Consider the following 13,468-nt stretch of genomic DNA (forward strand, 5'->3'; position numbering starts at 1 on the left):
AATATCTACCCATGGCATTCGTCTTTTGTCCGCACTCTGCGTTGCTGCGGTGCTCGAATGCTCCCGTATTAAACAATACGCTCCGCTTCTGCGCTCCTTGCGCCTTGATTGCGAACAAAATCCAAACACCCTGAATAGATATTTGGAGACGTTCGCATGACTTACCTCTCGACCGATAAGGTGACTAACCATTTCCATGATGTTGTGATCATCGGCTCCGGCGGAGCCGGTATGCGCTGTGCGCTGCAACTGGCCGATGCGGGTTACCGCGTGGCTATTGTCACCAAGGTGCTGCCGACCCGTTCGCATACCGTGGCTGCACAGGGTGGCATTAATGCCTCCCTTGGTAATGTGCTCTCTGACCACTGGCACTGGCATATGTATGATACGGTTAAAGGATCGGATTACCTGGGTGATCAGGATGCCATTGAATATATGTGTCGGGCTGCGCCACGCATTGTGCGTGAACTGGAGCATCAGGGTGTGGCTTTCTCGAGGCTTGATAACGGTACGATCTATCAGCGTGCCTTTGGTGGCCAGTCGCGTGAATTCGGTGAGGGTGGTCAGGCGTTGCGCACCTGTGCAGCAGCAGATCGAACAGGCCACGCTATTCTGCATACCCTCTATCAGCAGAATCTGCGCGCCGGCACCCATTTTTATGAGGAGTTCTTCGCCCTTGATCTGATCACCGATGCAGATGGCTGTCACGGCGTGATGGCGTGGGATATCGGTTCTGGCAGCTATCACATGTTCCAGGCTAAAGCGGTGATTCTGGCAACCGGCGGGGCAGGGCGTGTGTTCAAAACAACAACCAATGCCCATATCTGTACCGGTGATGGCGGCGCACTGGTGCTTGATGCGGGACTGCCTGTTGAGGATATGGAGTTTTTCCAGTTTCATCCTACCGGCATTGCCGATGTCGGGCCGCTGATTACTGAGGGTGTACGTGGTGAAGGTGGTTATCTGCTCAACGCTGAGGGTGAGCGCTTTATGGAACGCTATGCGCCTACAGCCAAAGATCTGGCCAGTCGTGATGTGGTCTCCCGTGCTATTGCGCTGGAGATTCGCGCCGGACGTGGCTGTGGTCCGAACAAAGATCATGTGCTGCTCAAGCTCGATCATCTGGGTGAAGAGTTGATTATGCAGCGCCTGCCCAACATTCATGAACTGGCACTGCGTTTCGCGGGCGTGGACTGCACCAAAGAGCCGATTCCGGTGCAGCCAACCATGCACTATACCATGGGCGGAGTGCCGACCAATCTTCATACCGAAGTGGTCTATAGTGATGGTGATGACAAAGCCAGGGTGTTCCCCGGCCTCTATGCGATCGGTGAAGCAGCATGTGTCTCGGTACACGGCGCCAATCGACTGGGTGGTAATTCACTGCTGGAGATTGTTGTCTTCGGTTACGCCTGTGGCGAGCGGGTAATCGAATTTCTTAAGCAGCAGCGTTACCACCCTCCGCTTGATAGCGACTGCTGGAAGGATGGTTTTAATCGGGTGGAGAAATGGTTTGCATCTACCGGTCAGACAACGGGCATGCGCATTTCAGAGCTGCGCAGTCGTATGCAGTCGATTATGCAGGATCATTTCAGTGTTTATCGCACAGAGGATGTGATGCGCGAAGGGGTTGAGCAGATCGAGGCGCTCGCTGCTGAGGTGGCCAATGCCCGTATTGATGATAACTGCCGTCTGTTTAACACCGAACTGGTTGAGGCGCTGGAGCTGGAGAATCTTATGGGGCTCGCCCGCGCCACCGCTGCCGGGGCACTGGCACGCACCGAGTCGCGCGGAGCACATGCCCGTGATGATTACCCGGATCGTGATGATGCGCTCTGGCAGAAGCATACGCTGGCTTACATCGGAGATGACGGGGTGAAGCTGGATTACAAACCTGTGCGTACACAACCGATGAGTGTTGAAACGTTCCCGCCCAAAAAGAGGGTGTATTAATTGAACGGCCTCAGAGCATCGTGCCTTCGGTCTTTTGACGCATGCCAAAAGCGTGGTTTTGCCATGCTTACTAAAGCCGCCCATCCGTGGGCGGAGGGGAGGAGGTTATGAGTGAGATGATCAGACTCTCCATATTCCGTTACGACCCTGAAAAGGGTGGCAAACCGGTGATGCAGGCGTTTGAAGTGCCTGTGCTTAACAGCGGCATGAAACTGCTGGATGCACTTAATTATATTAAGTGGGAGCTCGATGGCACACTGACCTATCGCCGCTCCTGTGGTGAAGGTATCTGTGGTTCTGATGGTTTGAATATCAATGGTGTGAACGGCTTAGCCTGTATTACACCGATTGCAGGGCTGAAGCAGCCGATTCATGTGCGGCCTCTGCCGAGCATGCATGTCATTCGTGATCTGGTTGTCGATATGGATCACTTTTTTGATCAGTACCGCCAGATTCAACCGTGGCTGCAGACCATTACACCGGTGCCTGAGCATGAGCGGCTGCAGTCACCGGAGGATCGGGCCAGGCTCGATGGCTCCTACGAGTGTGTTCTCTGTGGCTGCTGCACCACCTCATGCCCGTCGTGGTGGTGGAATGGCGACCGTTTTCTCGGCCCTGCTGCACTGCTGCATGCCAACCGCTGGATTGTTGATTCACGTGATGAGGCGACCGGTGCGCGTCTTGATCAGGTGGAGGATGCATTCCGTCTCTATCGCTGCCATCAGATTATGAACTGCATGGAAGCGTGCCCGAAAGAGCTCAATCCAACCGCGGCGATCAATCATATCAAACGCAAACTGATTGCCCGTAAATCCTGATTTATAATCTATGACTGAGCCGGAAATTCTTATCCGTCGTATGCGCTATCGCTTGAACCGGCAGGGTATGCTGGAGCTGGACGCATGGTTATCGCCGCTGCTTGATGCCGATATGCAGGATACAGGGGTGGTCTCAGCCATTGAATTGTTATTACAATGCGAGGCGCCTGAGTTGCAGATGATGATGACAGGTGAAACTGAAGTTCCTAAGGTGCTGGAGAAGTGGTTGTGCAGATGATGGTTCGATTCTTTTTATCGATGGTGATTGTTTTACTGATCAATGGCTGCTCAGAGCCGATGCAAGTTAAGCCGGCAAGTGAAGCGCCACCACTGCTTTCACAGGAGGAGCATGCCTCTCTGCTGGTGTTTGAACCTGCAGTTGTTGATTTGGGCACCCTGAAAGAGGGCGATGATGTGGTGGCTTACCTGCGTGTGCGCAACTCCGGCAATAGTATGCAGCAGATTGCCGATCTGCAGGCCTCCTGTGGCTGTACGGAGGTTAAACCTGAAGATTCACTGCTGATGCCGGGTGGTTTTACACGCATAAGTGTGAAGGTGGACACCTTTGCCAAACAGGACGCTATTAAGAAGTGGGTGATGTTGACCGATGGCGATGGCAAAACCAGCAAGGCCTGGATTAATTTTACCATACGTCCGAATCCGCATATGGCGGGGACAACGCGTTCGATTTTTGATGGCAAGTGTGCGACCTGCCATTTTGAGCCTGCCAAAGGAAAGATGGCTGGCCGTGATATCTATGGCGCAGTCTGTGCCATGTGCCATGGTGAAGGTGGCAAAGGTGGGGTGGCTCCGGCTCTGGCTCATATTGGTGACGTGAATGCCTTCTCCGCCCTGATTGCCAACGGCACAGGTTCTCATCATATGCCCGGCTTTGCCAAAAATGTAGGTGGACCGCTCACTGATGAGCAGATATCAGCACTGAGCCGATGGTTATCCACGCTGGACGAATAAGGCAAAAATCGCTATTTTGCGGTCTCTCAGAAAAATTGGGAATAAACAGAATTTGGCTTTTTTCATCCTCTGACCTGCCTGTGCTGTCGCAGGATGAAAAAAGCCGGATTCGTTAACTAGGGGAGCCTTTCCATGAAAAAAAGTACTGTAATTGCACCGTCCATTCTGTCGGCAGACTTTGCACGACTGGGTGACGAGATCGCTGCTGTTGATAAAGCGGGCGCTGACTGGATTCATTTCGATGTTATGGATGGTTCATTTGTGCCGCCGATTACCATTGGCGATAACATCTGCAAGGCGATCCGCAGCTATACCGATAAACCGATTGATGTGCATCTGATGGTGAATCATCCCGATACACAGGTTGAAGCCTTTGCCAATGCCGGTGCTGATATCATCACTGTGCATCAGGAAGCATGCATTCACCTTGAGCGCACGCTGCAGCTGATTCGCTCGTATGGTAAGAAAGCAGGTGTCAGTCTGAATCCAGGCACACCGGTATCTACCATTAAGAATGTACTGCACTGCGTTGATCTGGTGCTGCTGATGAGTGTGAACCCGGGTTACGGCGGTCAGTCTTATATCCATGCGGTAACCGACAAGATTCGTGAAGCACGTAAGATGCTTGATGATGCCGGTTCTGATGCATGGCTGGAAGTTGATGGTGGTGTCAATGTGAAGACTGCGGCTGAAGTGGGTGGCGCGGGTGCAGATGCGGTAGTAGCCGGTTCTGCAGTTTACAACACGGATGATTATGCCAAGGCAATCAAAGAGATCAGAGATCTGGCCGATAACGCATAAGATTAGCCCGTTTTTTAGTAGGGTTAATTCAGATAATCATAACCCGTCAGCCTCATGGCTGGCGGGTTTTTTCTTTTGAAGTGCGCCAGTGAATGGAGTAAGGTTTCACGTTCATTAAAGGTTGACCGTCACTATTCTCGCTGATAGTCATGCATCCTTTAGATTTAGTCTGAAAATGTACGAGGGGAGGAGAGTCTATGACAGATCAAGCAAATCAGTCGCGCCGTAATTTTCTTTACGTTGCTGCGGGTGGTTTAGGGGCTGTTGCTGCAGGCGCTACAGTTGTTCCGTTTATCGGCAGTATGTTGCCGGCTGCGGATACACTAGCCGCATCTAAAACAGAGTTTGATGTTTCTACAGTCGAAGCCGGTCAGCTGGTCACTATTCAGTGGCAGGGTAAACCGGTTTTTGTAGTGCATCGTACACCGGAACTGCTCAAACAGGTGGATGGCCACGACGACAAGCTGAAGGATGTAAATTCTGAAGCCATTGCTGAAGTTCAGCAGGAGTGGATGGATACACCGGAAAAACGAAAATATCGTGCGATTAAACCTGAATACTTGATTGTGGTGGCAAGTTGCACCCATCTTGGTTGTATTCCGTTGTTTAAACCATCTGAAGGCCGTAAAGAGTGGGGCGATTCTGTTCCTGACGATTGGGCTGGCGGATGGCATTGCCCATGTCATGGCTCTTACTATGACATTTCAGCACGCGTTATTAATGGTTCACCTGCACCGCACAATTTGCACGTGATGCCATACCAATATAAAACCGACACTACAGTAGTGATCGGTTAATTCAGGGGGGAGGTAAAGTGTTAGATAAAATTATGAAAACAGACCTGTTCGCCTGGATTGACAAGCGAACTGATGCTGGGGCGATTATTAAGTCTCAGTTGACTGAATATCCGGCTCCAAAGAATCTCAACTACATGTGGAACTTCGGTTCCCTGGCACTGCTGGTGCTGGTGCTGCAGATTCTGACCGGTATTTTCCTTGTGATGTATTACAAGCCATCAGCAGAAGCGACATTCGGTGGATTCACCGTCGCCTTCGATTCGGTGGAACGCATCATGCGAGATGTGAACTTCGGCTGGCTGATCCGCTACATGCATGCGGTTGGTGCTTCAATGTTCTTTGTTGTGGTCTATATGCATATCGGCCGCGGCATGTACTACGGTTCATTTAAAGCTCCGCGTGAGCTGCTGTGGATTATTGGTGTTGTGATTCTGCTGATTATGCAGGGTGCTGCATTCTTCGGTTATCTGCTGCCTTGGGGGCAGATGTCCTTCTGGGGTGCTACCGTGATTACCAACCTGTTCGGTGCGATTCCGGTATTGGGTGAGTATATCGGCCAGGTTCTGGTCGGTGGTTTTGCAGTTGGTGATCCAACGCTGAACCGCTTCTTCTCACTGCATTATCTGTTCCCACTGCTGCTGGCAGCGATTGTTGGTGGCCATATCCATGCACTGCATGTGGTTCACTCCAACAACCCTGAAGGTATCGATCTGCACAAGCCTGAAGAGATGATTCCTTTCCATCCTTATTACACACTTAAGGATGCGTTCGGCGTTGCTTTCTTCCTGCTCTTCTACTGCTACATCGTATTCTTCAACCCTCAGATGAGTGGTTACTTCATTGAAGTGGATAACTATGTACCTGCGAACAACCTGCAGACGCCTGCTCATATTGCGCCGGTCTGGTACCTGACGCCTTGGTACACGATCCTGCGTTCGTTTGAGAGCAAGCTCTTGGGTGTTGCTGCGATGGGTGGTTCACTTGCGATTCTGTTCGTGTTGCCATTCCTCTGCAGATCAGCAGTGCGTTCGGCACGTTATCGTCCGGTCTACAAGATCATGGTGATTATGTTCTTCATCGATGTGATTGTACTGGGTTACTGTGGTCACTCTGCACCAACTGCAACACTTAAAGTTGTAGGTCAGATTGCAACTGCATACTACTTCCTCTTCTTCTTCGCGCTGCCGTTGCTGCCGAAATTCGAGAAGACGAAACCAGTGCCGGAGGGGATTTAACATGAAGATGACTAAATTCGTGATGGCAGCGGTTGCTGCAATGGTAATGGGTTTCTCATCTCAGGCAGTGGCCAGTGGTGGCGGTGCTCACCTTGAGCATGCCAATGTTGATGTAAGTGATCAGGAGCAGATCCGTCGTGGTCTGACTGTATTCACTGACGTCTGTATGGGTTGTCACTCAGCTAAGTACATCACCTACCGTGGTCTGATGGCTTATCCTGAAATCGGCCTGAGCCGTGAAGCGGTGGATGAACTGCGTGGTGAGAAATCACTGATGAGCGGCATGATCTCTGATCTGTCGATTGAAGATGCAGTGGTTTCCTATGGTAAGGCTCCGCCTGATCTGTCTCTGATTGTTCCTGGCCGTCGTGGTGGTGCTGACTATGTCTATTCACTGCTGATCGGTTATGAGCATGATCCTGAAGGTAAGGTTCCTGATGGTAACTGGAACAAGGTGTTCCCGGGTAACCGTATCGCCATGCCGGATCCACTTTCATGGCTGGATCATGATGAAGATGAGACTGCTGAGCTGAAACAGCAGGCTGAAGATGTGGCTGCATTCCTGGCTTTCATCGGTGATCCGCATCAGAACACCCGCCGCGCTATTGGTTGCTGGGTGATGGGCTTCCTGCTGCTTCTGACTCTGGTTCTCTGGCGTCTGAAAGTAGAAGTCTGGAAAGATATCAAACACTGATCTGAATAGTTCAGTCGCAAAATAGAGAGGCCCGCCATTATGGCGGGCCTTTTTTGTTGTCAGCTGTTTCGTATTTTATTGTCGATTCCTACCTTGAGTGAGCAGATGTTGCTGAGCTGGAATTAATGTTGTTCATTTTAGTGTAAGCTTTTCACTATAACTCCGGTCTAATTATAATGATCCTAATCAGTGGTGGAGGAGGGAGTATGTTCAACCATAAAACATTGATATCCATCTCTATCTTATTCCTAAGTGGCTGTGCCTCAGCTCCTGTACTGATGCCTACACCAAACATGTACAGTGGGGAAAAAGGATATCCCGACGCTGACATTACGGTGGAGCATAAGAGCTCCCGCATTGACCTGCTCTATGTGACAGATCGTCTGCCAGATCCTGAAAAGAGGCAGCTTGAATATGGCAGTGGTCGCTCTGCATCAGTCGCTTTTGGTTCGGCCACAGTTGATATCGGAGATGATGTTAGCTGGGATCAACTTGTAAAAGATAGTCAGTCTGCATCCAGAAGTAGCTCGCATGAATTAAGCGTAAGCAAGCGCATCGAACAGGGCAGGTTTCCTGAAACCCCACATGCATTCTCCATAGTGGCTGGCAGGCCTGTAACCAATCCGGATGTAGAGGCGGCGTTTAAAAAAACTGCAGCCCAATTTAAACAAGAGATAGCCCGACGTCTGAGCCTTACGCAGCGTAAAGATGTGGTTATCTTTATCCACGGCTTCAATAACTCTTTCGATGATGCAGCCGCCAGTCTGGCAGAGATATGGCATTTCAGTGGCAGGCAAGGGGTGCCACTGCTCTACACATGGCCGGCAGCACATGGTGGCCTGTTTGGTTATTTCGTTGATCGGGAGTCTGGTGAATTTACGGTATTTCATCTGAAGAAGATGCTTAAACTCCTGGCATCAATCAATGAGATAGAGAACATCCACATTATCGCACACAGCCGAGGCACAGATGTCACTACAACGGCATTAAGAGAGCTTATGATCGAGAGCCGGGCTGCGGGTAAAAGGCCGTTAGAGGACCTGCGCATCAAAAACCTGATATTGGCTGCGCCTGATCTTGATTTCGGTGTCATGCGCCAGCGCTTGATGGCTGAAAAGTTTGGCCCTGCCATCGGTCAAATCACCATATATACCGCCCAAACCGACAATGCTCTGAATATTTCAGAATCGCTTATGACAGGACTGCGTCTGGGCAAACTGGAATCGAAGAATTTCAGCGACACTGAAAGGCAGATATTTGCCTCGGTTAAAAATGTCAGTTTTATCAATGTACTCGATGTTGGAAGTTTTATCAGTCACGCCTATTTTCTTGATAGCCCATCAGCCAGTTCAGATTTGATCCGTGTGCTGCGCGACAGCAGTAAACCAGGAAGCAAAAACAGACCACTGATTCATAAAGAGGACAACTTCTGGGAGATGCCTGCTGACTACCCTAACAACAGAGAGTAAGGCTAACTACTTGCGTAGCTCCTTGGGGGAGTAACCGAACTGCTGTTTAAAAGCTTTGTTCAAGCCCATCTGTGTTCTGTAACCCACCTTTTTGGCAATGGCCCTGTATGACAGGCCGGTATTACGGATCAGTGAGCGGGCTTTGTTCATCCGCCACATGGTGAGATATGTCATCGGAGACATACCCACGCATTTACGGAAATTGGCAGTGAATGCAGAGCGGGACATGTAAGCGCCTTCAGCCATCTCATCCAGTGTCCACGCTTTGCCGGGATTGAGGTGGATCTCTTTTAAGATATCGCCTACCCGAGTCATAGCCGGGGCATTGTAAAAGCTGTCTACATGTCTGTTGCCGCTGAAATATTGTTGCAGAAGTTGGATGAACAGTATTTCGTAGAGTCGGTCGATTAAAATATCCGTGCCACCATATCCGTTGCTAATCGCTGTGTGGATAAGGTGAGCAACATGTGGATGAAATGCTTCTGAGCTATGGATGCTGGAGAATTTAACGTGCATTAATTCAGGTAGCGATGTGAATAGCGGGTGCTGGAAATCATCCTTGGTGAGGAAAACACCGCATAGAACCTGCTGCTCTGCATCGGCATCAGAGATCTCTGTCGGCATGCAGGTCTCATCGGGCACAATGGTCATTTTTGTACACTCAGACTCCGGGGAGCTGGCAATAAAATGGCCTGTTCCAGAAGGCAGAAAGATAACATCACCGGCTTCAAGCTTAGTGAATGATTTCTGATTCTCGGTAGCGATCCATGCTGTTCCACGCATCAGATAGTGAAAGACTGGCAGGTCTATAGCCTGATAATGGACACCCCATTCGCCAGCCATATTGGCACGCATAAAGACATTGCCCGTAAAACGAAGCGTGTGCAAAACATCCGAAATAATATCCATACCGTAGATTACATCATCGCTTCCATATGAGAAACATCATGAGTTTATGATTATCTGAGTTTAGCTGATCGGACTATAAAAGAGTCCATTCGACCATATTATGTTTAAGGGTATTGAATATTAATGCCATAAGTTTCAATAATCCCGAGGCCTAGGATTCAATAAGGGGATGATTTGTGGTCACAGAGAGTAACTTTCAATCATGTGTAACAGAACATAGGGATTATCTGTTTGGTTTTGCGATATCACGACTGTTCGATGAAGAGGCTGCCTTAGATCTTGTTCAGGAAACTTATTTGGCAGCATGGAAAAACAGGCTGACATTTGATGGAAGGTCAGCTTTGCGCACATGGTTGGTCGGCATTCTTAAGCATAAGATTAATGATCATATTCGCTACCTGATTCGCCAGAGGGATTTGATGCGTGAGATCGAAGTTGAAACAGTCCTTGATAATAACAGTGATAATAACTACTGGCTGCAGCATCTCCCTGAACGGCAAAACTGCCCTGAATTACAACTCCATAATCGGCAGCTAAGTGAGGTGCTGCTCTTCTGTATTAATCGACTGCCTGCAATGCAGAAGGAGCTGTTCCTTCAACGGGAACTGGGTCATCACGATACTACATCGATTTGTCAGATTCATGAAATTACATCAGGGCATGCTTATGTGCTGTTTCATCGCGCCAGAACTGCATTGAAAGAGGGGTTGGAAACTCACTGGCTTACGTGAGAGACCAGACAAAAGTGATAAGGGGAGTTCTGGATATATTCTTTTGTAAGCTATCAGGCCTCTGCCCGACTCATCTGTTTTATTAAGGAGAGAAGATGGGAATTGATAATAGACAACAACTTGTTATTGCCGGAGTGATTGGACTGATCGCTGCTGTTCTTGTGGGCGCAGGAGAGTTCCTGCTGCATTTTGATCCCTTGGGGCGCTTTGGTGAGGCTGGTGGTTATGCATTCATGCAGGGCATTGATGCAGGGAGAGCATCCGTCGGTCATTTCATAGGCGTGCTTGCCGCTCCGCTATATATTATTGGCTTCTGGCACATCATGAAGATGTTGGAACCGGCCAATCGCATGGCATCACGTATTGCATTTGCCATTATGTCGTATGGCATCATCATCGGTGCAGTCTGGATCGGCTCCCGTTCGAGCGTAAGCGGGCTTATCAATTTCAGTGATGTCTCAAGCGTTTCATCTCTGATTGCAGCCTATGAGTTGCGTTACGAAAACCTGCTGCAGATAACACGCCTTGCTGTATTGGGATTTTCAGTGATCTTTGTCTGGCTGGTGTTCTCCGGACGTAGCCATTATCCGCGCTGGGTAGCAGGGCTTAATCCTATTCTGCTTATTCTGGTCAGCTTTGCTATCTGGGCTGTTGCACCGGCTGTTGGCATCTACCTGATGCCTATTGCACTGAATGTTGCATTTGCGGTGCTGTTTGTGTTCTCAATTTTTTATTCTAAAAGTATCAAGGGGTAGAGATATGCGTATATTAAAAAGGCTTTTGCTTACTGTTGTAGCTTTGGTGATCCTCATTATGGCCATGCTGACAGGTAAATCCATGATGGACAGACAGGATGATTATGATGTTGATCTGACCGGTGTTGAGGTGCCAACCTTTACGGCATCAGCCATTGCTTTCAATCAGGGTAACGACTTTACAGTCAGCCTGCCTTTTCTGGCATCGGCCATCATTGATATTGATGGCGATGGCATCGAAGAGCTGTTTTTAGGTGGTGGACAAAATAACCCGGACGGGCTCTTCAAGTTTAAAAATAATCAGCTGGTCGCCATAGAGGGCGCTGCCGGTCTTACCAAAGGCAATGCTGCCAGTTATGGAAGTGTCGTTCTGGATGTGAACGGTGATGGTAGTCAGGATCTTCTCGTGGCGCGCCAGGACGGTATCTGGCTACATCAGAACAATCAGGGTTCATTCACTTCAACCAAGCTTAATGCAGCCATGCCTGATGGCACCGTGCCGCTCTCTATCGCTATTGCTGACCTGAATCGTGACGGTGCCTTTGATATGTATGTTGCAGGTTATATTCGTCATGATCTGGTTGAAGGTCAGAACCTGTTTCGTGAAGGGTACGGTGGCTCAAGCCGACTGTTTATCAATAACGGTGACAACACCTTTACCGACATGACCGATCAGGCAGGGCTCACTTATAAACATAACACCTTTCAGTCGGCCTTCATCGACATTGATCGCGATGGCAAAGAGGATTTGATTGTTGCCCATGACACAGGCCACGTTGTGACCTGGCGAAACCTGGGTGGCATGAAGTTTGAGCGGGTAAGCAACCCTAATACGAATGAATTCAGCTATCCGATGGGTCTGGGTATCACCGATCTGGGTAACGATGGGCTGGTTGACTTCTTCTTCTCCAATGTTGGCTCAACGCCACCTAATTTCATGATTCGTGGTGACCTCACTGATGAGCAGGTGAGTAACTGGAAATGGATGTTGTTTCAAAACAGAGGCGGCTTTAAATTTGAAGATGTCGCCGCCAAGGTCAAGATCGCTGACTATGAGTTCTCATGGGGCGGCGTGTTTGAAGATCTCAATCTTGATGGCATGGAAGACCTGCTCGTTTCTGAGAACTATATCGGCTTGCCGCCTCATAAAGTGCCATTCCTTCGCTTGAACGGGCGCCTGCTGTTGCAAAAAGCCAATGGTGAATTTGCTCCGGCAGAAAAAGAGGCGGGCGTGATCAACCAGACCTATTCGATTTCACCGCTGACTGCAGACTTCAATGGTGATGGTCGCCCTGACATTGTGCATGCCAACCTCAATGGCGATTCCAAACTATTTCTCAGCCATGCCGGAAAAGGCAACTATCTGAAGGTGGAGTTGCCTCATACGGTGGGCTCAATTGGCGCCACGGTTACCGTCAAGCTTACGGATGGTCGTACACTGAGTCGCCCCTATGTTTCCGGCGAGGGGCTCTGCTCAGATAGCTCGCGAATCATCATTTTTGGTTTGCGTGATGAGAAGGTCTCGGAGATCAATGTATCCTATCTCAATGGCAAAGTGGTAAGCAAAAACGGTTCATTTGATAATACACTGGTTCGTTTCTAAATTTTGAATACGACATATGTAAAACGCTTAGCCCTATGGTGCTTTGTCGCCATAGGGTTAAGCGGTGTCGTGAAGGTCTCTTATCTGCAGATAACGGGTGCAGAAAGCTGCCCGAACATAGTCGGTTTACCGATCTGCTATATTGTAACCATTGGTTACGGCCTGATGTTCCTGGCCTTGCTGCTTTCCATCCCGGTAAAACACATCTCGACGCCTGTTTTCCTGAGCGGATGGGCTATCACATTCCTGATTGCACTCTCAGGCACTGCGCTGGAGATCATCAACGGACATGCCTGCCCTATAGGATTTGGTTGGCTGCCTCTCTGCTATGTGTCCCTGGCTCTCTGTATTTTGATTTTTGGTCTGTTCAAGTGGACTCAGAAATCTGCACAGGTCACGTGATAACAGGAGCACCACATGGTAAAAACTATCATTGCCGTCATAGCCACTGTTACGTTGCTGCTTGGGCTTGTTTCCATGCTTACTCCGATTCCCGGAGGAACACTGATAATTGCGGCAAGTTTGACGGCACTCATTTGCACAAGCCCGCGTGCTAGACGGGGACTTCAGTTTTTGCGTGTACGTGTAAACTGGTTTAACAAGATGTTCTTCTGGCTGGAGAATAAAATCGGAGATCGAATTACCATTATCAGTTCCGCGCTGCGCCAGACCAGACCCGGAACCGACATCACTGACTCTGACGCAGTCAGTAAAGAGGTGATTTAGGTCGG

The 13,468-nt window shown here is 49.5% G+C and carries 15 protein-coding genes; 14 read left to right on the forward strand and 1 reads right to left on the reverse strand.

Annotation, left to right across the window (positions count from 1 at the left end; translation table 11 throughout):
• Positions 1-156 precede the first annotated feature (156 nt).
• The 9 genes from sdhA (at position 157) to F3F96_RS08620 (ending at position 8,739) form a co-directional block, all read left to right on the forward strand.
• Positions 157-1,953 (forward strand): succinate dehydrogenase flavoprotein subunit, encoded by a 1,797-nt coding sequence (gene sdhA / locus F3F96_RS08580; RefSeq protein WP_176962850.1) that lies wholly within the window; start codon positions 157-159, stop codon positions 1,951-1,953.
• Positions 1,954-2,060: 107 nt separating this feature from the next.
• Positions 2,061-2,771, forward strand: a complete 711-nt coding sequence (locus F3F96_RS08585) for a succinate dehydrogenase iron-sulfur subunit (protein ID WP_176962851.1) — start codon at positions 2,061-2,063, stop codon at positions 2,769-2,771.
• A 10-nt stretch (positions 2,772-2,781) separates the two neighbouring features.
• Entirely contained in the window at positions 2,782-3,009 is a 228-nt protein-coding gene (locus tag F3F96_RS08590) for a succinate dehydrogenase assembly factor 2 (RefSeq protein ID WP_176962852.1), read from the forward strand.
• The gene (locus F3F96_RS08595) at positions 3,006-3,743 is read left to right on the forward strand and encodes a DUF1573 domain-containing protein (protein WP_176962853.1); all 738 of its coding nucleotides are present in this window, start codon (positions 3,006-3,008) and stop codon (positions 3,741-3,743) included. Before F3F96_RS08590 ends, F3F96_RS08595 begins: the two co-directional genes overlap by 4 nt.
• A gap of 132 nt (positions 3,744-3,875) precedes the next feature.
• Entirely contained in the window at positions 3,876-4,544 is a 669-nt protein-coding gene (gene rpe / locus F3F96_RS08600) for a ribulose-phosphate 3-epimerase (protein WP_176962854.1), read from the forward strand.
• Positions 4,545-4,741: 197 nt separating this feature from the next.
• A complete protein-coding gene (petA, locus tag F3F96_RS08605) occupies positions 4,742-5,341 on the forward strand; it encodes a ubiquinol-cytochrome c reductase iron-sulfur subunit (RefSeq protein ID WP_176962855.1) in 600 nt (199 codons plus the stop codon).
• Positions 5,342-5,373: 32 nt separating this feature from the next.
• A complete protein-coding gene (locus tag F3F96_RS08610) occupies positions 5,374-6,576 on the forward strand; it encodes a cytochrome b/b6 (protein ID WP_176962946.1) in 1,203 nt (400 codons plus the stop codon).
• Position 6,577: 1 nt separating this feature from the next.
• Positions 6,578-7,270, forward strand: coding sequence for a cytochrome c1 (locus F3F96_RS08615; RefSeq protein ID WP_176962856.1), 693 nt, complete (start codon positions 6,578-6,580; stop codon positions 7,268-7,270).
• A gap of 293 nt (positions 7,271-7,563) precedes the next feature.
• Positions 7,564-8,739, forward strand: coding sequence for an alpha/beta hydrolase (locus tag F3F96_RS08620; RefSeq protein WP_206675305.1), 1,176 nt, complete (start codon positions 7,564-7,566; stop codon positions 8,737-8,739).
• Positions 8,740-8,745: 6 nt separating this feature from the next.
• Here the strand turns inward: F3F96_RS08620 and F3F96_RS08625 are convergent, their stop codons facing one another.
• Entirely contained in the window at positions 8,746-9,648 is a 903-nt protein-coding gene (locus tag F3F96_RS08625; protein ID WP_176962858.1) for an AraC family transcriptional regulator, read from the reverse strand.
• 176 nt (positions 9,649-9,824) lie between these two features.
• Between F3F96_RS08625 and F3F96_RS08630 the strand changes: the two genes are divergently transcribed.
• The 5 genes from F3F96_RS08630 (at position 9,825) to F3F96_RS08650 (ending at position 13,463) form a co-directional block, all read left to right on the forward strand.
• Complete coding sequence (locus F3F96_RS08630; protein ID WP_176962859.1) at positions 9,825-10,379, forward strand: sigma-70 family RNA polymerase sigma factor; 555 nt, start codon at positions 9,825-9,827, stop codon at positions 10,377-10,379.
• Positions 10,380-10,474: 95 nt separating this feature from the next.
• Complete coding sequence (locus F3F96_RS08635) at positions 10,475-11,134, forward strand: DUF6796 family protein (protein ID WP_176962860.1); 660 nt, start codon at positions 10,475-10,477, stop codon at positions 11,132-11,134.
• 4 nt (positions 11,135-11,138) lie between these two features.
• The gene (locus F3F96_RS08640; RefSeq protein WP_176962861.1) at positions 11,139-12,737 is read left to right on the forward strand and encodes a CRTAC1 family protein; all 1,599 of its coding nucleotides are present in this window, start codon (positions 11,139-11,141) and stop codon (positions 12,735-12,737) included.
• A gap of 3 nt (positions 12,738-12,740) precedes the next feature.
• Complete coding sequence (locus tag F3F96_RS08645) at positions 12,741-13,139, forward strand: hypothetical protein (protein WP_176962862.1); 399 nt, start codon at positions 12,741-12,743, stop codon at positions 13,137-13,139.
• A gap of 15 nt (positions 13,140-13,154) precedes the next feature.
• Positions 13,155-13,463, forward strand: a complete 309-nt coding sequence (locus F3F96_RS08650) for a hypothetical protein (protein ID WP_176962863.1) — start codon at positions 13,155-13,157, stop codon at positions 13,461-13,463.
• The last annotated feature ends 5 nt before the right edge of the window (positions 13,464-13,468 follow it).

This window comes from Mariprofundus sp. NF, from assembly GCF_013387455.1.
In the GTDB taxonomy this organism is placed as follows: Bacteria; Pseudomonadota; Zetaproteobacteria; order Mariprofundales; family Mariprofundaceae; genus Mariprofundus.

Coding starts and splice junctions, on each gene's coding strand:
- petA (WP_176962855.1), top strand. CDS start 4,742: ATGACAGATCAAGCAAATCAGTCGCGCCGTAATTTTCTTTACGTTGCT.
- F3F96_RS08620 (WP_206675305.1), top strand. CDS start 7,564: ATGTACAGTGGGGAAAAAGGATATCCCGACGCTGACATTACGGTGGAG.
- F3F96_RS08640 (WP_176962861.1), top strand. CDS start 11,139: ATGCGTATATTAAAAAGGCTTTTGCTTACTGTTGTAGCTTTGGTGATC.
- sdhA (WP_176962850.1), top strand. CDS start 157: ATGACTTACCTCTCGACCGATAAGGTGACTAACCATTTCCATGATGTT.
- F3F96_RS08585 (WP_176962851.1), top strand. CDS start 2,061: ATGAGTGAGATGATCAGACTCTCCATATTCCGTTACGACCCTGAAAAG.
- F3F96_RS08625 (WP_176962858.1), bottom strand. CDS start 9,648: ATGGATATTATTTCGGATGTTTTGCACACGCTTCGTTTTACGGGCAAT.
- F3F96_RS08650 (WP_176962863.1), top strand. CDS start 13,155: ATGGTAAAAACTATCATTGCCGTCATAGCCACTGTTACGTTGCTGCTT.
- F3F96_RS08635 (WP_176962860.1), top strand. CDS start 10,475: ATGGGAATTGATAATAGACAACAACTTGTTATTGCCGGAGTGATTGGA.
- rpe (WP_176962854.1), top strand. CDS start 3,876: ATGAAAAAAAGTACTGTAATTGCACCGTCCATTCTGTCGGCAGACTTT.
- F3F96_RS08610 (WP_176962946.1), top strand. CDS start 5,374: ATGAAAACAGACCTGTTCGCCTGGATTGACAAGCGAACTGATGCTGGG.
- F3F96_RS08615 (WP_176962856.1), top strand. CDS start 6,578: ATGAAGATGACTAAATTCGTGATGGCAGCGGTTGCTGCAATGGTAATG.
- F3F96_RS08590 (WP_176962852.1), top strand. CDS start 2,782: ATGACTGAGCCGGAAATTCTTATCCGTCGTATGCGCTATCGCTTGAAC.
- F3F96_RS08595 (WP_176962853.1), top strand. CDS start 3,006: ATGATGGTTCGATTCTTTTTATCGATGGTGATTGTTTTACTGATCAAT.